The 20,783-nt window shown below is 67.8% G+C and carries 20 protein-coding genes; 9 read left to right on the top strand and 11 right to left on the bottom strand.

Translation table 11 applies throughout. The annotated features are described in order from the left end of the window. Positions 1 to 198: 198 nt before the first annotated feature. Complete coding sequence (locus F8566_RS01385) at positions 199 to 1,299, top strand: cytochrome P450 (RefSeq protein WP_225992756.1); 1,101 nt, start codon at positions 199 to 201, stop codon at positions 1,297 to 1,299. Between the two features lie 618 nt (positions 1,300 to 1,917). Here F8566_RS01385 and F8566_RS01370 read toward each other — a convergent pair. Continuing rightward, the gene (locus F8566_RS01370) at positions 1,918 to 2,271 is read right to left on the bottom strand and encodes an STAS domain-containing protein (RefSeq protein ID WP_151557115.1); all 354 of its coding nucleotides are present in this window, start codon (positions 2,269 to 2,271) and stop codon (positions 1,918 to 1,920) included. A 99-nt stretch (positions 2,272 to 2,370) separates the two neighbouring features. Beyond that, positions 2,371 to 3,270 carry a GAF and ANTAR domain-containing protein gene (locus tag F8566_RS01365; RefSeq protein ID WP_151557113.1) on the bottom strand — a complete coding sequence of 300 codons (900 nt, stop codon included), beginning with the start codon at positions 3,268 to 3,270 and terminating at the stop codon, positions 2,371 to 2,373. A 162-nt stretch (positions 3,271 to 3,432) separates the two neighbouring features. Between F8566_RS01365 and F8566_RS01360 the strand changes: the two genes are divergently transcribed. Both F8566_RS01360 and F8566_RS01355 read left to right on the top strand, forming a co-directional pair. Next, on the top strand, positions 3,433 to 4,131 hold the full coding sequence (locus F8566_RS01360; RefSeq protein WP_192809452.1) for a sigma factor-like helix-turn-helix DNA-binding protein: 699 nt from the start codon (positions 3,433 to 3,435) through the stop codon (positions 4,129 to 4,131). Between the two features lie 133 nt (positions 4,132 to 4,264). After that, positions 4,265 to 4,675: a YybH family protein gene (locus F8566_RS01355; protein ID WP_151557109.1), complete on the top strand. Its 411-nt coding sequence runs from the start codon at positions 4,265 to 4,267 to the stop codon at positions 4,673 to 4,675. 38 nt (positions 4,676 to 4,713) lie between these two features. Here the strand turns inward: F8566_RS01355 and F8566_RS01350 are convergent, their stop codons facing one another. After that, entirely contained in the window at positions 4,714 to 5,514 is an 801-nt protein-coding gene (locus F8566_RS01350) for a glycoside hydrolase family 16 protein (RefSeq protein ID WP_225992755.1), read from the bottom strand. 291 nt (positions 5,515 to 5,805) lie between these two features. On the opposite strand from F8566_RS01350, the gene F8566_RS01345 reads away from it, so the two are divergent. Both F8566_RS01345 and F8566_RS01340 read left to right on the top strand, forming a co-directional pair. After that, the gene (locus F8566_RS01345; RefSeq protein ID WP_151557105.1) at positions 5,806 to 6,864 is read left to right on the top strand and encodes an NAD-dependent epimerase/dehydratase family protein; all 1,059 of its coding nucleotides are present in this window, start codon (positions 5,806 to 5,808) and stop codon (positions 6,862 to 6,864) included. Positions 6,865 to 6,977: 113 nt separating this feature from the next. Further along, positions 6,978 to 7,736, top strand: coding sequence for a hypothetical protein (locus F8566_RS01340; RefSeq protein ID WP_151557103.1), 759 nt, complete (start codon positions 6,978 to 6,980; stop codon positions 7,734 to 7,736). A 158-nt stretch (positions 7,737 to 7,894) separates the two neighbouring features. Here the strand turns inward: F8566_RS01340 and F8566_RS01335 are convergent, their stop codons facing one another. The 3 genes from F8566_RS01335 to F8566_RS01325 form a co-directional block, all read right to left on the bottom strand. Then, on the bottom strand, positions 7,895 to 9,346 hold the full coding sequence (locus F8566_RS01335) for a PepSY-associated TM helix domain-containing protein (RefSeq protein ID WP_151557101.1): 1,452 nt from the start codon (positions 9,344 to 9,346) through the stop codon (positions 7,895 to 7,897). Positions 9,347 to 9,591: 245 nt separating this feature from the next. Continuing rightward, positions 9,592 to 10,170 (bottom strand): MFS transporter, encoded by a 579-nt coding sequence (locus tag F8566_RS01330; protein WP_151557099.1) that lies wholly within the window; start codon positions 10,168 to 10,170, stop codon positions 9,592 to 9,594. A 231-nt stretch (positions 10,171 to 10,401) separates the two neighbouring features. Beyond that, positions 10,402 to 12,747: a transketolase-like TK C-terminal-containing protein gene (locus tag F8566_RS01325; protein WP_151557097.1), complete on the bottom strand. Its 2,346-nt coding sequence runs from the start codon at positions 12,745 to 12,747 to the stop codon at positions 10,402 to 10,404. Between the two features lie 136 nt (positions 12,748 to 12,883). On the opposite strand from F8566_RS01325, the gene F8566_RS01320 reads away from it, so the two are divergent. Further along, positions 12,884 to 13,366: an Lrp/AsnC family transcriptional regulator gene (locus tag F8566_RS01320; RefSeq protein ID WP_151557095.1), complete on the top strand. Its 483-nt coding sequence runs from the start codon at positions 12,884 to 12,886 to the stop codon at positions 13,364 to 13,366. Between the two features lie 97 nt (positions 13,367 to 13,463). Here F8566_RS01320 and F8566_RS01315 read toward each other — a convergent pair whose 3' ends face one another. Then, on the bottom strand, positions 13,464 to 14,168 hold the full coding sequence (locus tag F8566_RS01315; RefSeq protein ID WP_151557093.1) for a TetR/AcrR family transcriptional regulator: 705 nt from the start codon (positions 14,166 to 14,168) through the stop codon (positions 13,464 to 13,466). A gap of 168 nt (positions 14,169 to 14,336) precedes the next feature. Between F8566_RS01315 and F8566_RS01310 the strand changes: the two genes are divergently transcribed. After that, positions 14,337 to 15,569, top strand: coding sequence for an oxygenase MpaB family protein (locus F8566_RS01310; protein ID WP_151557091.1), 1,233 nt, complete (start codon positions 14,337 to 14,339; stop codon positions 15,567 to 15,569). Positions 15,570 to 15,667: 98 nt separating this feature from the next. Here the strand turns inward: F8566_RS01310 and F8566_RS01305 are convergent, their stop codons facing one another. Both F8566_RS01305 and F8566_RS01300 read right to left on the bottom strand, forming a co-directional pair. Beyond that, on the bottom strand, positions 15,668 to 16,138 hold the full coding sequence (locus tag F8566_RS01305; RefSeq protein WP_151557089.1) for an RICIN domain-containing protein: 471 nt from the start codon (positions 16,136 to 16,138) through the stop codon (positions 15,668 to 15,670). A 283-nt stretch (positions 16,139 to 16,421) separates the two neighbouring features. Further along, on the bottom strand, positions 16,422 to 16,796 hold the full coding sequence (locus F8566_RS01300; protein WP_151557088.1) for a BlaI/MecI/CopY family transcriptional regulator: 375 nt from the start codon (positions 16,794 to 16,796) through the stop codon (positions 16,422 to 16,424). Between the two features lie 93 nt (positions 16,797 to 16,889). Here F8566_RS01300 and F8566_RS01295 point away from each other — a divergent pair, with 93 nt between their 5' ends. Further along, positions 16,890 to 18,557 carry a VanW family protein gene (locus tag F8566_RS01295; RefSeq protein WP_192809451.1) on the top strand — a complete coding sequence of 556 codons (1,668 nt, stop codon included), beginning with the start codon at positions 16,890 to 16,892 and terminating at the stop codon, positions 18,555 to 18,557. Here F8566_RS01295 and F8566_RS01290 read toward each other — a convergent pair. Beyond that, positions 18,521 to 19,177, bottom strand: a complete 657-nt coding sequence (locus tag F8566_RS01290; protein ID WP_151557084.1) for a hypothetical protein — start codon at positions 19,175 to 19,177, stop codon at positions 18,521 to 18,523. The genes F8566_RS01295 and F8566_RS01290 overlap by 37 nt on opposite strands. Before the next feature lie 86 nt (positions 19,178 to 19,263). Between F8566_RS01290 and F8566_RS01285 the strand changes: the two genes are divergently transcribed. Beyond that, positions 19,264 to 19,620 (top strand): winged helix-turn-helix transcriptional regulator, encoded by a 357-nt coding sequence (locus tag F8566_RS01285; protein WP_151557082.1) that lies wholly within the window; start codon positions 19,264 to 19,266, stop codon positions 19,618 to 19,620. 237 nt (positions 19,621 to 19,857) lie between these two features. Here the strand turns inward: F8566_RS01285 and F8566_RS01280 are convergent, their stop codons facing one another. Then, a complete protein-coding gene (locus tag F8566_RS01280; RefSeq protein WP_151557080.1) occupies positions 19,858 to 20,646 on the bottom strand; it encodes an ArsR/SmtB family transcription factor in 789 nt (262 codons plus the stop codon). Positions 20,647 to 20,783 lie beyond the last annotated feature (137 nt).

Below are 20,783 nucleotides of genomic sequence, written 5' to 3'. Positions count from 1 at the left end.
ATCCCTTGACCGCCCGATCGTCCTTGTCAGGAGGCGATGACCGCGCCTATTGTTCGGTCCCAAACGACTCCGTTCTCGAGGGGAGAACCGCTGTGGAGGACGTTCTGGAGTACGCCGCCGCCCTGACCGTCGAGGACCTCGACCATGACCCCTATCCCGTCTACGCCCGGCTGCGCCGGGAGGCGCCGGGAGGCGCCGGTGGCGTGGGTTCCCGCGGTCGATCTGTGGTTCGTGACGCGCTGGCAGGACGTCGAACGGGTCGCCACCGACCACGAGACGTTCACCGCGGAACTGGCCGACTCTCCCCTGGACCGCTCCTTCGGCAGTCCCACGATCCTCACCGTCGACGGCGAGGTCCACATGGAACTCCGCAAGAGCCTGGACGCCAAGTACCGGCCCCGCGCCGTCGCGGGCTACATCGACGACCTGATCGGGCCGCTGGTCGAGGAACGGATCGCCGCCCTGCGCGGCCGTGACCGGGCCGAGCTGATGGCCGACTACTTCGAGCCGATCTCGGTGCTCAGCCTGGGCCGCGTCCTGGGCCTGGGCGACCTGCCTGCCGGCACCCTGCGCTCGTGGTTCAACCGGCTGTCCGACGGCGCCACCAATTTCGAGAAGGACCCGCGCAAGCAGGCCCGCTCCGACAGCGCCGCCCGCGAGATCGATCAGCACGTCGGCGCCCTGATGACGCGGCTCGCCACCAGCCCCGACGACGGCACGATCTCGCACATGCTGCACACGGCCATGCCGCCGGGCCGCTGCCGCGCCCAGGAGTTCGTCATGCCCAGCTTCAAGGTGCTCCTGCTGGGAGGCATGCAGGAGCCCGGGCACGGGGCCGCGTCGGCCGTGGCCGGCCTGCTGGCCTCCCCCGAGCAGGCCGCCGCCGTACGCGCCGATCTGGAGGAGATGGCCCCCAGGGCCGTCGAGGAGGGCCTGCGCTGGATGGCGCCGATCGGCACGCAGACCCGCCAGACCACCCGCGAGATCGAACTGGCGGGTGTCACCCTGCCCGCCGGAGCACCCGTCGCCGCCGTCGTGGCGTCGGCCTCCCGCGACGAGGAGCACTTCGACGATCCCGACACGTTCGACGTCTTCCGCGAGGGCCGCAACCAGCATGCCGCGTTCGGCTTCGGCCGCCACTTCTGCACCGGTCACGCCTTCGCCCGCCACCAGATGCGCCTGGCCGTCCGCGGCCTCCTTGAGGCATTCCCCGGCATCCGGCTCGACCCCGGCGCTCCGCCCGTCTTCCGCGGGTGGGAGTTCCGCGCCCCCCGCAACCTCGACGTCCTGCTCCGTTAGAACGACACCCGTCCGGCACTGCGTGTCCCTGCACGATCAGCAGGAGCGTTTGATCGCGATCACAACGGTGACGGAGGAGACGCCCTTGCCTGCCGGGCTTGATGGTGCGCGACGTGCTGCTTGCGAACGTCGATCGTCCCTGCCCTACCCACATCCGACGGGGCGCTGGAACTGACCTATGGCCAAGTGCTCCCGCGCATCGCCTCGATCGCCGATGGCTGCGCTCGCTGCGTGTCGAGACGGTCGCGATCATGCTGGTGAACCGGCCCGAGTTCCATCTCGCCGACGCGGCGGCGATGCTGCTGGGTGCGGTCCCGTTCAGCGTCTACAACACCGACCGAACTGGAGGTGCGCCACCCGGAAGGAATCGGCCTGGAAGCCGCTGCGGACGGCCTCGGCGGCGCGGCAGGTTTCGTTACGGCCTGCGGCACACATCGCCGACTGTTGGACCTCGCACTCCTCAGGGTTCATGACTCGTAGCCGTTGGGCTCGTGCTGCCTCACAGCCGGGATCTCAGCACGGCGACCTCGGGCGACGGATGGAAGCCGTGCTCGACAAGCCACCGGACCGCCCGCAGGCTTCGCTCGGCCACCGGAAATAGGCGGTGCGCGCGGAAGGTCAGCGGGGCAGCGATCCACCACGCCACTGTGCGAACTCGCGGCGGGACGGACACACCACCAGTTCCTCGGCCACGCCGGTGCCTCTCAGCATCGCCCGGACCGTGGGGTCGGGTATGACCGCGACCAGGACACCGGCCTGCCTGCGGGCGCGGCGATGCGCGCCGGTCAGCACCGCGAGCACCGCGGCGTCCCCCATCACGGCATCGGCCAGGTCGACCGCAGTCAGTGGATGAACGTCCAGCATGTGATGCACTGCCTGGCGCACCTGCCCGGCGCTGTCGGCCGACACCTCCCCGTCGATGGTCAGTACCGCCCACGCACCGTGCATCTGAGTGTTGATTTGAAGTCCCATGCGGGTTCGCCCTTGGCAACAGGCAACAGGCAACACCGGGCCCGGGGCCTCGTCTCTGGACCGCTGCGCGGAAGTCTTCAACCCTATGTGACACCTGTCCTACTCTTCGTGGAATTCGCCAGGTTGGGACGGCATCCCTCCGGCCGACTCGACGATGCCCGCAGCGATGTCACGTACCTTGCGGTTGCGCTGCTGGGACGCCTGACGCAAGATCTCGAACGCCGCGTCCGCCGAGAGGTGCTGCCGGGCCATGATGACCCCGATCGCCTGGTCGATCACCGCCCTGGAGGCCAGTGCCTGGCGCAGCTGATCGGTCAACCGCGCCTGGCGCGCGCGCTCCTCCACCGCTGCCAACAGCGTCCCGACCAGATCGGCGATCAGCTCGGCGACCATGGCCTGTTCGGCGGACGGCTCGGTCGGCACGTTGAAATAGAGGTTCAACGCGCCATGCGCATCGCCATCGGGGTTGAGGGGGTAGCACGCCATCGCCCGCACACCATGTGCCAGGACGTGAGTGGTGAAGTCTCCCCACCGCCGGTCGTTCATCACGTCGGCGATCACTACACGACGGCCATGACGTGCCGAATCCACGCACGGGCCCTCGCCCCGCTGATACTGCAACTCCTCCAGGATCGGCGGGACCTGCGCCGTGGCCGCCACACTCAACTGACGATCACTCCGCATCAGTGTCACGCCCACGGCCGGACGTCCCGCGACGGCCTTGCTCGCGACCTCGGCCGCATGCTGCAACGCCTGCTCCAAGTCCGCCGTCGACAACAACAACGACGTCAACTCCCGCAGGCTCCCCGCCAGCGCCTGCGGCTCTGTCTGCTCACTCATCACCATCACCCGCCACTGGCACGCCACAGCATGCCCCGCGACGTTCCGCTCAACCCGCAGCGCCCACTCGCCGACGAGACCGAACGTGGTGCGACGCTCCCCCAGACCCCTCCCGGCGCACGCCGAAGCCGCGGTGAATGTGACCGACGACGGATACAACGGTGCACGTCCACCGGATAGGGCGGCCGGAATCCAGGCCCAGCGAAACGGGCGTCAGTATGACGCCGCCGGGACCGGCCTCGATTTCTTGGAGAGCCGAGGCTGCTGCCGCTGCCCTCCGGTCTCGCCGACCGGAACGAACCGGGAGAGTCGTCGGCCTGGTTGCCGGACAACGGCGGTCCGAGCGCGACCCGCGGGACGACGAGCGAAGCGGAGCAGGCGGACCCCGCAACGATCGTCGCGTCCAGAGACCATCGCAAGCGAGCCCTCCTGATCGCGTGGGATCAGCTTTCTCCCCGCCAGCGCGCCGTCCTGATCCTGCACGACGTGCTGGCCTGGCAGGCGGTGGAGATCGCCGATCTGCTCGGCACCTCGGGCACCGCCGTCCACAGCATGCTGAGCCGCGCACGGGCACGGCTGGCCCAGGGATCCCCGGCCAAGGCCGAACCGACGAAGGCCAAGGCCGCAGCGACGAACCTTCGCGATGCGGTACGCCAGCGCCTGCTCGACGAGTACGCCGTGGCCTTCGAGGTCGGTGACGTCTCCGCGCTCGTCCGCCTCCTGACCGACGACGCCGTATGCGAGCGCACCTCCTCCGAAATCGTCAATGTCGGCCGCGACGACATCCGCCGGTTCCTGCCGCACTGTCCAGCCATCGGCGAGTGCCGCATGGTGCCGATCTCCGTCAACGGCAAGCCGGGCTTCGGCGTCTACCGCGCGGACGCGGACGGGGTGTACCGGGCCTACACGATCGACATACTGACCGCCACGGCTGCCGGCATCCAAGCCATCGAGGTACTCGAAGACCGGAGCCTGTTCGCCGTGTTCGGGCTCCCCCAGATCCACAGAACAGACCCCTGAGCCTGCTCACTGCTCGGAGACCGGCAGGATCGTGACGCCTCACATTCAAGGGGGCTGCTTCGTCGGACCACTGAGACCGCAGGGGCCGTCGCCAGGCGAGCTGGTCACGGCCATTTCTTGAGTGGAGGATTCGATGACTTCGAACGATTCCGAGTTCAGGGCGCTCTTGGACAGGCGAGTCGATGCCTGCAAGGCAAAGGACATCGATCGTCTGATGGCCCTCTATTCTCCCGGCATCGTTTATTACGATGTCGTTCCCCCTCTTCAGTTCGTGGGGCCAGACGAGGTCCGCCGTAACTTCCAGCGGTGGTTCGATGAGTACGAAGGTCCCATCGGTCTGGAAACGCACGAGCTGAACATCATGATGAGTGGAGACGTCGCGGTCGCGCACATGCTTCACTTGGACAGCGGAACGCGCAAGGAGGGCATACCTCAGGGCGAAGTATGGGTGCGATCGACCGTCTGTTGCCAACGGTCAAGTGACAGGTGGCTGATTACCCACGAACATATCTCGCTGCCGCTTGGCTGGTCAGATCCGGCCTAGCAGCGACCGATCTGCCCATCCAAGGCCTGGACGCCCGCTCAGGAAACCGGCCGATAAGCGCGGAAGTGGTCGACCGTGAACTCCTTTGGATAGGGGTGCGTGGGAGCCTGCGCGGGCGTCTTCGGATCGTCAGGGAACTCGTAGATGTTGAGCATGAACTGCATCGGATAGTTCGGGGACTGCTCCACGACCTTGACCAGCCGGTGATCGACATAGAACGCGACGTGGTCCGGAGTCCATTCGGCCGCGTACGTGTGGAACTCCCGGGCATCGATGGCGATGGGCTCGGCGGCGAAATCGTCGTGGATGTCCGGGTCTCCCCAGGGATGCACCCCCATGCCGACCGCCGCCTGGCCGGGCGTCACGTCACGACCGAAGATCTCGCAAATGCAGATCTCCGCCGACCGTTCGGGCCGGTCCTCGTAACCGATCATCCACAGGGCGACCATGCACCGGGGATCGTCGATCGCCTTGGCGCGCAACTCGAACAGGCCGTAATGCGGCGTGTAGAGCCTGATGTTCTCCTGCGCCTCCCGTACGACGAGGCCGGGCTTGAAGCGCAACTGCCCGGTGCCGCTTCCGACCGGACCGGCGAACAACCCCGTTTGCAGTGAAGAGACGCGAATGCCGCCGTCGAACTCAGGGGACCAGGGCTGCTGGTCTTCCTCGATGAGCAGGCGCAGCACGCCGTCGCCGATCCGGTACCTCGCGGCCGTGGCCTCGCGGGAACTCCAGTGCGGCAGGTAATACGGCAACCAGCGGGACTCATCGAGCGCGTCGCCGTCAAAGGAATCCTCGAAGTCCAGCGCATAGCCGTCCTTGCTCAGAACATCGTTCACGCGTCCAGGGCCTTCCTGATCAGTGACGTGATTCCACAGCATCCAGGGCTCCTGACGGCCGCCCCTGGCAGATCTCGGATCGACCGGCGGCCCTCGTGGTCTTCAGTGACGGCGAGCCTGCCGAACAGCAGACTATGCAGCCGTTCTGCAGGCCGTACAGGGTCGAACTGCAGATCGTGATCCAGTAGCGCAGGCTCCGTGGCGGGCCATGCCGGGCGAGTTGCGTCAGGGGTGGACGTAGATTCCTCGATCAAGATAGTGCTGTCTGTCAGACGGCAGGAGGAGGAGCGCGTGGGCGAGAGCGGTCAGGTCGTACTGGTCACCGGAGGGAGCGGTTTCGTCGGCAGCCATCTCCTGCAGCAGCTGCTGGAGCGCGGATACCGGGTTCACACCACGGTGCGTTCCCTGGGGAACGCCGCGAAGGTGGAGCCACTGCGCGCCATGCAGGAGCGATTCCCCGGACGGCTGGAGCTTTTCGAGGCGGATCTACTCAACGACGGGGCTTTCGACCAGGCGATGCAGGGATGTGAGGTGGTCTTCCACGTGGCCTCGCCCTTCCTCATGCCGGAGAAAATCAAGGACGGCCGCAGACAGCTCGTGGAACCGGCGCTGGCGGGGACGCGGAACGTCGTGGCGAGCATCGAGCGGACGCCGACGGTCGAAAAGCTGGTGTTCACCTCGACCGTCGGAGCCATCTTCGGTGACTACATCGACGTTCGGGATATGGAGAACGGGGTCCTGACCGAGAAATACTTCAACACCACCAGCACCATCGACAACAACCCCTACCACTACTCCAAGACCGTTGCCGAACGCGCCGCATGGGACGCCGCGAGCGCCCAGGACCGCTGGCGCATGGTCGCCGTCAACCCGGGCCTTGTCCTCGGCCCCTCGCTGACTCCCGCCTCGGAATCGGGCAGCCTCTTCCTCCTCGACGAACTGTTCAAGGGCTACTTCTTCTATGGCGCCCCGGACTTCTCGTTCACCGTCGTCGACGTCCGGGACGTCGCGGCCGCCCACATCGCGGCCGCCGAGAAGCCCGACGCCCACGGTCGCTACATCCTCGCTGCCCCGCAGATGGTCTCCTTCCTTGAAATGTCGAGAATCCTCAAAGACCACTTCCCGCGAAATCCACGGCTGCCCGCGCACAGACTGCCGCACTGGACGGTCCGCATCCTCGGTCCCGCTTTCGGCTTGAGCTCGGACTACATCCGCAAGCACCTAGGGATCCGGTTCACCGTGGACAACGACAGAAGCACCACCGAATTGGGCCTGGCGTACCGCCCGTTCGAGGAGACCCTCATCGACCACTACTCCGCGTGGCGCCGCCAGCGCAAACCCGCACGGTAGACAACTGCGAAGCGGTCTTCGGACACCACTGGGCGATGTGCGTTGACACCTGCCGGAACGCACCTCGATCATGAGCGCGAATCGGGCGGGCAATCGGAAGGGCGGCGGGTCCCGTGGAAATCTATATCGGCATCGCCATCACCATCGTCATCGTGACACTGGCGGTGATGCTGTACGTGATGAAGGGCCCGCAGTCGTTCATGGCCAAGGCCCGCCGCGACTTCGCCGAAACCCAGGAGGCCATCAACAGCGTCCTTGACCAGGACCTGCGCGACTTCGCGGCCAGGCTGCAGGCCGCCGAGCTCGACGCACCGACGATCGCCCAGGCACGTGACTGCCATCGGGTGGCGAGCGCGTGTCTGGATCGGGCGAAGATCGCGGACGGCACGACCTATTGGCAAGAGGTGTCGGACTGCACCCAAGCCCTGGCCAAGGCCGCCCGCGAACTGGCTGCGGCCAAGGCGGGCGTAGCTCGACAGCCCGCGCCGGCCAAGACCCCACCCTGCCTGTTCGACCCCGCACATGGGCCTTCGACGACCGAGGTGGACTGGACCCCGCACGGTTCCCGGCCCCGTCCCGTACCGGCATGTGCCGCCGACGCCGCCCGGATCGCCCAGGGCGGCGAGCCCCAGGTCAGGGTGGTGCCGCTCGGTGGCGGGGACGGCGACGCCCCGTACTTCAACGGGCACGGCGTCTACGTGTACTGGCTTCTGGGCTACTACAGCGGCTTCGACCCCTACCTCACCGCGCGACTGCTGGCCGGGACGCCCATCGGCGCCCATCTCCCCGGTCACATCCGGGCCGCGCAGGGCGGTCACACCACCTCAGAGATCGAGGCCGAATTCGGTCACCATTGGCAGCACAGGGACTGAGCCGTACCCGGCACCTGGGCTGATTGCGTCGCCGCCACCGCGGCAGGACCTACTCGCCTCCCCCACGTCCTCAGGAGTCAATAACGACTCCCTGCAGCTGCGTTAAACCAGCCGCCGGGGTCTCTGCGAGACCCCGGCGGCCGTTTTGCGCTTCCTGGTTAGCCGGCGTCTGAGCTGCCCACAGGCTGAGCTTCTTCGGCTGGGGAAGGCGGCTCAGCGGGTGGCACCGCACTGGCTGGAGGGCTGGTCGTGGTCGTGCGGGAGCGGAGCCCGACCAGGATGTCCAGAACGAGGAAGGCTGCGAGGGAGATGCCCATCAGCGGCAGGAAGCAGCCGACCGTGATCGCGGCCGCGGCCAGCGGTACCAGGATGGCCCAGTGCACCTGCCGCCAGGTGCCGCGCTGGTAGGGCCGGGCGAAGCCGCGGGTGGGGCGGCGGCGCCACCACATGCGGTAGCCCAGCACGATGAGCGTGATGAGGCCGGCTGCCAGGCAGATGAGGATGATCTGGTTGGCCAGGCCGAACAGCAGGCCCATGTGCGCGTCGATGCCCCACCGGGTCAGCTTGGCCGCGACCGGATAGTCGGCGAAGCGCAGCTCGCCGACCACCGCGCCGGTGGAGGAGGCGACGGCGACCTGGTCCAGGTGGTGCGGCCACTGCTTGTCGATCTCTTTCACCACGTAGTCGCCGCCCTGCCCGGCCGGCCAGGTGATCTCCAGCGGGCCGCTCAGGCCCTTGCCCTGTGCGGCCTGGACGACCCGGTCGACGCCGATGTCGGAGGTTTCCTGGTGGGCGTGACCACCGGCCCCGGAGTGGCCGCCGTGGTCCGACGATCCGAGGGACGGGGTGGACCAGCCGAGCCCGGCGCGCAGCTCATCGACGTTCGCCCCCGCGTACTTGGACCAGGTCAGCCCGGTTGCCGACAGGAACAGCAGACCGGTGACCGCCCACAGCCCGATGGCGCCGTGCCAGGACAGCAGGCGCCGTTGCCCGCGCGCGCCGCGCTCGGGCGCTACGAGGCGACGCAGTTTGCGGCCAGAACGGCGGCGGCCCAGCCACAGCAGCAGGCCGCCCAGCGCGACGACCCACAGCCAGCTGGCGGCCAGCTCGCTGTAGAGGCGGCCGGATTCACCCAAGTGCAGGTGACGGTGCAGGTGGGAGATCCAGGCCCGGACTGGCAGCGCACCTGAGCTGCCGTAGCTCTCCAGCGTTCCGCGTACCTGCGCGGTGTGCGGATCGACGAACACCGCCAACTGGGTGCTCTCGGCCAGGCCAGGCACGTCCAGCAGCACCCGGGTCGTGCGGCCGGGCTCTTCAGAGGGCCGTACAGCGGTGACCGTGCCACTGGGATGCGCGGCGCGAGCCGCCGCGACCTGCTGCGCCAGGGGCATCTGGGCGGTACGGGCGGGAACGGTCAGCTCGTGCCGGTAGACGATCTTCTCGATCTGGAACGACGACGCGTACAGCAATCCCGTGGTCGCGGCGATCAGCAGGAAGGGGGCGATGAGGATCCCGGCGTAGAAGTGCAGGCGCAGCACCAGCGGGCGCAGCGCCGTCCAGCCGGTCCTTCTGCCGGAAGGGGACGGCCGGGTCTCGGTGGGGGCAGTCATCAGGGGCTTCTCCGTAACGCAGCACGCATCTCAATGGCGTGCGTCAGCTCGCAGGGGGCATCGGGGCAGCCCACGGCGTGCCTGACAGGACCGGGCTCACAGTGAGCACGGCCTTCATCAGGGCGTGGGCACCCGATCGAAAGGTGAAGGAAAGAACCTGGTCACCGACGGCACCATGCACAGGCTCACCGCAGAGCGAGCCGGGCATCCGCCTGGTGACGTTCACCGCCCCCGGAAAGCGGAGATCACCAACCGCAGCACAGCGTCCGAGGGCGACTCCGCAGAGGCGGCCCTCGCCTGTCGACCACGTGACGCAGGACTTCCAGCCGCAGATCGAGCCGTCGGTGCGCCCTCCCGATCGGCGGACGTGGCCCGTTGACCGGCGTGCAGCAGTCCAGCCACAGGAGGGCCGCCAGCACCCAGCCGACCAGGTGACGCGCCAGCGCGCACAGCGCGGCCTCGCCGCACTTCAGCCACCATGCGGTCGCAAGGATCGCCACCAGGTGCATCAGCAGCATGTCCAGCCCGGACGACCCGTGCTGCCCGTGTCCCACCGACCCGGCGACGGCATCCTGACCGTCGCCCTCCGGCAGCAGCGCATGCAGGAGCACCTGCGTGACCGCCACCGCCGGCAGGATCGTCTCCATGGTGCGTTCGCGCCCGGTCAGAGCCAGTGCGGGAACGAACACGATCGCCAGGCCCAGCGCGAGCGCGGCACCATCAACCCGTCCGCCGCCGAAGACGTGACCGGCTGCGGCCAGCAGCGCGCAAGCGGCCGAGAAACTCGCCGCGCGCACCCAGCGCACCACCGACCAAAACTGCATCCCCGGTCGGACCTCCTACGACGACAACGACAGCTGCCACCCCGCCAAACTGCACACGGATCATGCCAGGCAATGACCAGTACGCAACAGAGCTCACCTCCGTTCACCTCCGTCCCGGTTAGGCCCGGTAGAGCGGAACCATCGGAACCCCGGAGGCCGGCATGACCCCAGGTTGTCCCGGGTCGCTCACCTCGCCCCGCCGTGGGGGTCGAGGTCCGTGGCACTGACGGACTACTGCTGACCGGTGACGTCGAGGGCCGCGCGGACGATGCTGTCGACGTCCAGGCCGTGGTGGCGGTAGACGTCCTCCAGCGATCCGGACTGGCCGAAGCCGGTCACGCCGAGCGAGGTGACCGGGACGCGGTTAATGGTGGCCAGGAACGCCAGAGTGTGCGGGTGCCCGTCCAGCACGGTGACCAGCGGTGTGGCCCGCTCGGCGGGGAAGACCTGGTCCAGGATCCATGATTCGGCCTGTTCGTGGCCCTGCCGCGCCCGCATCGCCCGGTACAGCAGATCGGGGCTGGTCACGCAGACGACATCGGCCGGGATGCCGAGCCGGTGGAGGCGGTCGGCGGCGGCCAGCGCCTCGGGCACCACCGCGCCCATCGCGGCGATGGTGACTGTGGGAGCGTCGGTGCGCCGCAATGTGTACGCGCCCGCGACCACCTGGCGGCGACGACGCTCGCGTGCGGCGGGATCGTCCGGCACCACGGCCAGTTTCTGGTCGACCGGACGGGTGGACAGCCGCAGGTATGTGGACGTGCCGTCCGGGCGGCCCAGCCGGTCCAGGCTTGCCAGCAGTGTCCACTCGGTGTCGATGGCGAAGGCGGGTTCGTAGCTGACGCAGCCGGGTTGCTCCAGCCCGATCGACGGCGTCTTGATCGACTGGTGCGCGCCGCCCTCGGGGGCCAGCGTCACACCCGACGGCGTTCCGACCAGGATGGACTGTCCGCCGGCGTAAATGCCGTACGACCACGGCTCCAAGGCGCGCTCGACGAACGGGTCGTACAGCACGCCGATGGGCAGCAGCGGCTGGCCCCACCGGCTCCAGGTGGCGCCCAGCTCGCCCAGCAGGCTGACCAGGTTCACCTCGGCGATGCCCAGTTCGAGGTGCTGGCCGGTCGGCTTCTCCCGCCAGTGCAGGATGGTCTCGGCGTCGTCGGCGAACCAGTCGGGCCGCTCTCCGGCCGACCACACGCCCACCTTGTTGACCCAGCCGCCCAGGTTCGTCGACGTGCTCACGTCCGGGCTCACCGTCACCACGCGCCTGGCCGCCTCGGGCGCCTCGCGCGTCAGGTCCAGCAGCACCCGGCCGAGGGCGGCCTGGGTCGTGGTGGTGCCGGTCGGGGTGCGGCCGATGTCGACCGGCAGCGCGGGCGGCGCCTGCGACGGCACCTGTGGCCTTCGCAATCGCTCAGCGGTTCGCGCGCACAGCACGGCTGCGGCGCTGTCGTCCGGCAGGGCCCGCCAAGGGTCGTCAAGGTCGGTGCCGGCCCGTACGGCGAGCTCGCGCATCTGCGCCTCGGTCAGCAGCGCCGAGTGGTTCTGCGGGTGCCCGCGGGTGGCCAGCCCGTACCCCTTGATCGTGTACGCGAAGATCACGGTGGGCCTGGCGTCGTCGATGGCGTGGAAGGCCTGGTCGAGCGCACCGATGTCGTGGCCGCCGAGATTCGCCATCGCGCCGGTCAGGGTGGTGTCGTCCAGCCTGCCTATCAGCTCGGCGATCTCCCCGGCGCCGGGACCGTCGCCGGGCAGCCGCTGCCGCAGCTGGTCGGCGTCACAGCGCAGCAGCCGCTGGTATTCGGGGTTGGTCATCTCGTCGATGCGCCTGCGCAGCGCGGCCCCGCCGGGGCGGATGAACAGCTCTTCCAGCAGCTGCCCGTACTTGAGGGTGATCACCTGCCATCCCGCGGCGGCGAACATGCCCTGCAGCTTCCCCGCCGCGATGCCGGGCACGATGCGGTCCAGCGACTGCCGGTTCAGGTCGACGATCCACACGACCTCGCCGAGCTCGGCGACCGCCGGATCGAGCAGCGCCTCCCACACCGCTCCCTCGTCCAGCTCGGCATCGCCCACCAGCGAGTACTGCCGGCCGGTGCCCGCACCTCCGAAGGCGGTGTCAACGTAGCGACGTGACAGCGCGCCCCAGATGGGGGCCGTGGCGCCGATGCCCACCGACCCGGTCGAATAGTCGACGGGGTCGGGGTCCTTGGCACGGCTGGGGTAGCTTTGCAGGCCGCCGAACTCCCGCAGCCGTGGCAGGTAGGAGGCGTCCAGCCACCCGAGCAGGTGGTTGACCGCGTGCAGCACCGGCGAGGCGTGCGGTTTCACCGACACCCGGTCCTCGGCCCGCAGATGCCGGAACCACAACGTCGTCATGATCGACACCATCGACGCCGACGACGCCTGGTGCCCGCCCACCTTCAACCCGGACGGATTCGACCGCACCCGGTTCGCGTGATGGACCATCGCCGCCGACAGCCACAGCACCCGGCTCTCGATCTCGCGCAGCACCTCATGCTCACGCGGCTCGCCGCCGCCGGTCGTCTGCCGCGCACTGATCGCTGGACTGCTCATCGCCGGTCAACCTCCGCATACCGGGCACCGATTGCCCTGGAGTCAAGCGCCGTGCTGCACTTGTGCGCAATGCGGCAGCCAGAAAATGAGCATTCTGCACAGCCGACGTCGATCGCCGACAGGAAAGGTGAGCACGATGCCCAACGCAGGACCGGTCGACCCCCTCGACGCACGCCTCCTGCTGGAGCTCGCCAAGCACCCCCGTGCGACGACCAGCGGGCTGGCCGGACAGGTCGGCATATCACGCAACACCGCCCAGGCCCGGCTCATCCAGATGGAACAGAACGGGACGCTGGACTCGTTCGAACGCCGTATCAGACCCGAGGCGCTGGGCTATCCGCTGACCGCGTTCATCACCATCCAGGTCACCCAGCGCAGGCTCGACGCGGTCGCGGACGCGCTGGCCGCCGTTCCGGAGGTACTCCAGGTGCACGGCATCTCCGGGCCGATCGACCTGCTCGTCCACGTGGTGGCCACCGACACCGAGGACCTGTACCGCATCGCCGGGCAGATCCTCGCCATCCCCGGCGTCGAACGCACCAACACCAGCCTGGTCATGCGCCAGCTCGTCGACTACCGCATCACCCCGCTGCTGCAGCGAACCGCCGGCAACCCATGAAAAGGCGCATCCTCGACACCCCGGCGTTCAGCCACATCGTGGTGTCGCCGCGCCGGCGCGAGCGCTGAATCGAGGCGAGCGCTGTACCAGGCGAGCGCTACCTGGTCATGCGGGAAGGAGGCCAGATACCGGGAGGCGGTGCTTCCAGCATGGGTACGAGGAACCGGCGGGCCACGGCGGCGAGCTGTTCGTCGTCGTCGAGGTCGATGAGGTGGCTGGGGATGGCCAGGAAGGACGCGGAGATCCGGACCATCAGTTCGGCCACGTGGTCGGTGTCCAGGTCGCTCGACACGTTGCCCGCGCGTTGCTCGTGGCGGAGCTGACCGGCGACGAACCGCCGCACGGTGGCGACGGTTCGCCCCTCGTCATTGATCATTGAGGACACGATCAGGTCCGGCTCCGTGGTGATCAGGCCGCCGATCAGCGGGTTGCGCCGGATGGCGCGCAGCGAGCTCACAAAGCCCAGCACCACCCGGTCGGCGACGGTCTCGGCCTGCTGGATGTCGATGAGGAACTGGTCGAAGTACCGGCGGAACTCCCGGCGTACGACCTGTTCGACCAGCGCGTCCTTGGTGGCGAACCGCCGGTAGACCGTGATCCTCGAGACCCCGGCGCGCCGGGCCACGTCCTCCATGGTGGATCGCTGGATGCCCATCCGGCAGAACTGCTCATACGCCGCATCGAGGATGCGCGTACGGGACTCGTCGCTGTCGTCGATCCGTTCGACGGCGTCGACGTAAGCGCGTTCGAGCAGCGACTCCGAGCCCGCGTTGGCCGTGAGGAAGGACGGCACTGGTTCCATGAACTCCTCCTAGACGACCGATTCTGCCTCGATGGCCGCCGGTCACGCTCGGGTCTTGTGATGCCCGCCACAGTGTGCTCTCATGGGATTCGCCGAGATGAAACGCAGATGCAGAGTGTGTTTCATCGTATCAATGGCAACGCTCTCAGCCCCGAGGAGGAGCGAAGCATGGAGAAACCCAGCAGACGCAACGTGTTGATGGCGGGCGGCACGTTGGGCGCGCTCGGTGCGCTGAGCACCGCGTCGCCCGCGCAGGCGTGGACGTGGTCGCCCACGGGCTCGGTGGCCGGCGCGGGGGTCGGCGCCGACCCGCGGTGGGTGTGGGACGCCGAGGCCGATCCGCTGGTCGCCTCGCTGCTCGACCGGGGTGACGTGCCCAAGGTCAATGAGCTGCTGCGGACCTGGACCAAGAACGGTCAGCCGCTGCCTGCCGGGCTCCCGGCGGACCTGCGCGACTTCATGGAACGCGCCCGCCGCCTTCCGTCCTGGGCCGACCAGGGCAAGCTCGCCACCGCGGTCGACTTCAACGAGAAGCGCGGGCTCTACCTCGGGGTGACCTACGGCTTCGCCAGCGGGATGATGAGCACGGTCATTCCCAGGGAGGCGCGCGCGGTCTACTACTCCAAGGGCGGCGCGGACATGAAGGATCGCATCACCAAAACCGCCAAACTCGGGTACGACATCGGCACGTCGAACGCCTACCAGGCCGACGGCGAGATGATCGTGACCTGCGTCAAGACCCGGCTGGCGCACGCGGGGGTGCGCCACCTGCTGCCCAAGTCCCCGTACTGGTCGAAGGTCGCCGACGAGGAGATCCCGATCAGCCAGCGGGACATGATGGTCACGTGGCACAGCCTGCCCACGACCGTCATGCAGAACCTGGTCAAGTGGAAGGTGCCCATCCCCGCCGCCGAGTCCGTGGCCTTCCTGCACTCATGGCAGGTCGCCGCGCACATGCTCGGCATCAAGGACGAGTACATCCCCAAGTCGTGGGGCGAGGCCAACTCCCAGGCCGAGCAGGTCCTGACCCCGGTTCTGGCCCCGACACCCGAGGGCATCAAGCTCGCCGACATGCTCCTCAACCTCGGCTCCGCGATCGATGGGGGCCTCCTCAGCAAGCCCATCCTCGGCTCGCTCACCCGCTACGTGCTCGGTGACGAGATCGCCGGATGGCTGAGAATCCCCAGGGATCCGCTGTGGGACCCGCTCTTCCAGGTCGCCTGGGAGCCGTTCATCGCCGTACGCGAGGGTCTTCTCTCCCTGGAGAAGGCACCGGGCGCCCTCCAGAAGGCCGCCTGGGCATTCGACGAGATCCTGCGCTTGGGCGCCCTGCTCTACCTGTCCGAGGGGAAGCTGCCGATCAGTATTGAGATCCCTGAGACCAACAACCCGCACCACTGATCAAGGCCGCCTGCACCAGCCGCGCGACGCCGGCCACACGCGTGGCCACATCCGCGCCGACGGCCCGTCCCGGTGTCGGACGGGCCGTCGGCGGTGGGTCACTTGTTGTGCCAGATCTGGCTCTTCTTGCGGTTGTCGTACTTGTTGGCGACGACCTTGCCCCGGCTGTTGGTGTCCAGGTAAAGCCTCGTCCTCCAGTTCATCCGGGCGCCCATCTGGGTCGGCAGCCAGTACTGCCATTCCGAGTTCTTGTTGCACCTGCTCGTCCACACCGTGCCTGCGCCGTTGCTGTTCAGGCAGCGGCCGGTGGCCTGATTCTTCATCAGCCACGCCGTGCGGATGTGGTCGAACTTCTTCGACGTCATCTTCCACTGCTGGCTCTTGGGCGGCCTCTTGGCGCACTTCTTGAGGACGACCTTGTCGCCGGACTCATTCGTCAGGCACTTCTTCGACGAGTACTGAACGATTTTGTGCGGACCGATCGTCTGCGCGGAGGCACTGGTCGCGGCGCCGACGAGGGCGGCCGAAGAGAGCAGTACAAGGGTGCCTGCCGCTGCGGCGATACGCATAGGGGTCCCGCCTCTCTTGAGGGGTGTGGATACGTGCAAAAACTAACCACGTCCCCCACCCGCGAAATAGTGCCTGAAGCACCACCCCCACCTGGTCGAATAGTGCCCAGCTCCTACTCGTCCTGACAGACGTGTGGACTTCACCCAGAAGACCACTGATGGCCGGATCACGCTCATCGACCCGTGCTAACAAGCACGGTCAAAACCGACCTACGCGGACGCCGCGTGGACCTCCACGGCGCCGCCGTCCGGGTCGCCGTCAGTCAGGCGTCGGGCGCGATGGTCATTTGCGGCTCTCGGGCGGCACGATCTGCAGCGCGGAACGCAGGGCCTCGGCCTCGGACGGGGAGAGGCCGGACAGGAAGTGCACCAGGGCGGCCGCCTGGTTGTCGCTGGTCGCCAGGGCCTCACGCATGAGCTTGGCGGTGTAGCCCTCGCGCGTGCCGGTGGTCTCGTACATCCATGCCCGGTTGACCATCTTGCGCCGCAGCCAACCCTTCTTGTGCAGGTTGTCCATGACGGTCATCACGGTGGTGTACGCGATGGTCCGCTCCTTCTTCAGGTCCTCCAGGACCGTGCGCACGTTGACCGGGCGCCCGTAGGACCATAGCCGCTGCATGATCACGGCCTCGAGCTCGCCGAACTGCGACAGAGCCATCGCACCCCCACCGCCTTTCCTCAAGAGCATCGTAGCAAGCAGCTACTATCGCCAATAGGAGAGAAAGGTGACACACCTGTGAGGATGCCCCCCGTGCCTCGAACCGCGAAGGGCTGGTCGGCCGTCGGCGGCGCCCTCGTCGGCGTGCTGCTCGTTTCCTACGCCGCGGTGGCGGTGGTCACGGGCGGACAGGTCCCGTGGAACACCAAGGTACTGGGGATCGACATCGGCGGGCTCTCTGAGGAGGCGGCCAGGGCCAAGCTCGATCGAGATCTCGCGGCCAGGGCCCGGCAGCCCTTGGCGTTCCGCGCTGGAGCCAAGAGCACGTCACTTGATCCGCGTACCGCCGGTCTGGCGTTCGACTCCGCCGCGACAGTCAAGATCGCGATGAGGAACGGCCGCAGCCCCCTGACGATGATCGATGCGCTTCTGGGCGGCCGGACCGTCCGGCCGCTCATCCGCGTCGACCAGAGCCGCCTTCAGACCGCGCTGAACCGCCTCAACACCAAGATCGGCACACCTGCCCGGGAAGGGCGGGTGGTGTTCCAAGGGACCACACCACAAGCGGTGCTTCCGCGTGACGGGTCGGGTTTCGACCCGAAGACGGCCGCCGAACGCATCAAGGCCGCTTATCTGACCGAGAGCACGGTCTCCCTTCCCGTCGGGCCGCTCCGCCCCAAGGCCTCCGCCGAGGCCGTGCGGCAGGCAGCCGCCGGTCCCGCTCGCACCGCCGTATCCGGCCCGGTCACTTTCTCCGTGGACGGAAAGCGGCTGACGATGACACCCGCCACCTTCGCCCGTCACCTCCAGTTCATCCCGGACACGGCGGGCACGCTGCAGCCCCGTTTCGACGGCAAGGGCCTGGCGACCGCGCTCGGCGCGCGGCTGGAGAGGCTCCAGCAGAAGCCCAAGGACGCCACCTACGTGATCAAGAAAGGGGCTCCCCGGCTGGTGCCCTCCCGGGAAGGCAAGAAGGTCGAGCCGAAGGCACTCGCCACAGCGCTGTCGCCCCTCGTGACCCGGCCCCGGCCACGTGAGGCCGCCGTCCCTCTGTCGATCGCCAAACCGCGTCTCAGCACCGAGCAGGCCGCCCGGCTCGGCATCAAGGAGAAGATCAGCACCTTCACCACGCGGCACCCCTGCTGCGCGCCGCGCGTCACCAACATCCACACCATCGCCAAGATCCTCGACGGCTACGTCGTCAAGCCGGGCGAGACCTTCTCCCTCAACGGCATCGTCGGCAAGCGCGACAAGGCCCGCGGCTTCGTCGAAGCGCCCATGATCCTCGAAGGCCGTTTCGTCGATGACGTCGGTGGCGGTGTCTCCCAGTTCGCCACCACGATGTTCAACGCCGTCTTCTTCGGCGGCCTCCAGGACGTCCAGCACATGCCGCACTCCTATTACATCTCCCGCTACCCCGCGGGGCGTGAGTCCACCGTCTCCTACCCCCAGCCAGACTTCCGGTGGCGCAACGACTCCCCCAACGGCGTCCTGGTCGACACCTCGTTCACCGGCACTTCCATCACGGTCACGTTCTGGGGCACCAAGCGGTACGACATCGAGTCCAAGAGCTCGAACCGCTACGCCGTCCGAGCCTTCGAGTCCAAAACCGAATCCGGCCCCAAGTGCACGCCGATGCCCGGTGCCGAAGGTTTCCGGATCGACGTCTGGCGGATCTTCAAGCAGGACGGCAAGGTGGTCCGCCGCCAGAAGTTCCACACCAATTACCTCCCGGAACCACGCATCACCTGCCGCGACTGAGTCAGTGAGCGTGCGTTGAACAGCGAGATGGCGTGCAGTGCGAGCATCGCGGGGACGATGAAGGCGGGGATGAGGATCATCGGTAGCTCGGACATCACCGTGGTGTCGCCGGCGGCGGCCAGTGTGCCCAGCTTCGTCGGAGAGTGCAGCACGCCCAGCACGACGGCGACGATGAGATCGATGACGCCGAACGCGGTCCACCCGTAGAAGATCTTCATGGCCGACCGGGTTCGGCGCGTCAGCCGGGCGGCGACGGCGGGTGCGGTGACGCCGACGACGATGTCGCCTATTCCGGCCGGCAGGGCGAACGCGCCGGGGAGTTCATCGACCGTCCAGACCGCGAGGAAGCCGAAGCCCACGACACGCCACATCTGCAACAGCGTCAGTGCCCGCAGATCAGCCGCGCGAGCCCACGCCCGGAACGGCGCCGACCGCAGCAGCAGCCCGACCACCAAGAGCGGCGGTGCGGCGACCGCGACGCCGAGCGCGACCGGCGGGTCCCCGTCTGCGGGGGCGAAGACGCCGAGGGCGCCGACCAGCATGATCGCCGCTGCCCAGGCCGCCGCGACCCACCACAGCCATGACGTCATCGCGCCGATGGCCGGCGTGGGGAAGGACATGAGGACCTCCTGCAGTCACTTGCGCTTTGCAAGTGACCCTGACCAGGGTTACTTGCAAACTGCAAGTGAGCAAGTAGGATCGGCCTATGGCGGTCAGATCGAATGCGCGCCGCTCGAACTGCGCGGTCGCGGGCACGCTGGACATCCTGGGTGACAAGTGGTCGCTGCTGGTGGTGCGGGATCTGCTGATGGCCGGCGAGTTGCGCAACGCCCAGCTCGCCGGCTCCGCCGAGGGGATCCCGACCAACACGCTTGCCGACCGGCTCCGCAGGCTCGAAGAGGCGGACATCATCGAACGCGTTCCCTACAGCGAACGGCCGCCCAGATTCTCCTACCGGCTCACCGAGCGCGGTCGGCAACTAGGGCCGGTCGTCAACGCGCTCGCGCACTGGGGCGAACGAAATCTGCCGGGCACCCGCAGGCTCGGGACCGACCCCTCCTAACCGCGTCCGGGTCGCATCGCCGCCATCCCACGGAAGGAAGCGGAGCTCGACGGTGGTGGGTGCGCCCTCGTTCCACTGGAAGACGATGCGGCGGGCCTGCGGATGAGCATCCCCGCGTGGACCTCGGGGACTTGAGTCAGGGCCTGGGAATCATGAGTGGTGGGCACGGCTATCACGTCCTTACCGGGCTGATGGTCATGCGGATCATGTCGCAGGTGACCGGGTCGCCTGCGGCTGCTACTGATCTTCCAGGGGCGTGCCGGTTTCCAGCAGGGTCTTCAGGCTGGACAGCAGGTGCGGCCATCCGCCGCCGATGAGCTCCCGCAGGGCGCTTCCGGGCTCGAACCCGTCGTGGATGACGGTCAGTTTGACCGCTGAGCCGGCGGGTTCGATGTCGAAGGTCACCTTCGACCGGGGTTCGTCGGCCAGCTTGGCGAGCGTGTCCTCGTCGATTCCGGCGGCCAGCGCCCATTGCGGAGTGAAGGTGTGCCAGGTGTAGCTGAGCCGGCGGTACGGATCGGCCTCCAGGACGACTTGCGCAGGATCTTCGATCCGGTGTCCGTCCTGCTCCCAGACCACCGGGGAGCCTTCCTTCCAGTCCGATTCCAGGCTGATGCCCCAGTAGCGGCGGGTGAAGGCAGGGTCGGTCAGCGCCTGCCACAGACGCTGTGGGGTGGTCTTGATGTAGGTCGTGTAGGCAAAGGTGGTGTCGGTCATCGACTCGTTCTCCAGTGCTGTTTTCAGATCGCTGAGCGCCCTGGCCCGCGATCTGTCATATCGACTGATCCAGCGATCAGTGATCGCGTGGATCGGCGCCGCGTTGAGGTAGTGCCGCTTCTCCCTGCCCACCCGTACGACGGTGACCAGGTTGGCCGCCTCCAGGACCGCCAGGTGTTTGCTGACCGACTGCCGGGTCATGTCCAGCGTTTCGCACAGCTCGCGCAGGCTCTGCCCATTGCGGACGTTCAGGCGGTCCAGAAGCTTGCGACGGCTGACATCGGCCAGCGCTTTGAACACCTCGTCCATCGGCCCTCTCACCTCAACATGCAGCCATTTGGCTGCATATCAAGATAGGCAACCGATCGGCTGCATGTCAACGGGAACGAGAGACGTTGAGCGGGCAGCCTGCTCGGGTGCCCGGACGAGCGGCGCCGTGCCGGGGA

The sequence above is a fragment of the Actinomadura rudentiformis genome, from assembly GCF_008923185.1.
Classification (GTDB): domain Bacteria; phylum Actinomycetota; class Actinomycetes; order Streptosporangiales; family Streptosporangiaceae; genus Spirillospora; species Spirillospora rudentiformis.
This window is presented reverse-complemented; position numbering and strand designations above follow the sequence as displayed.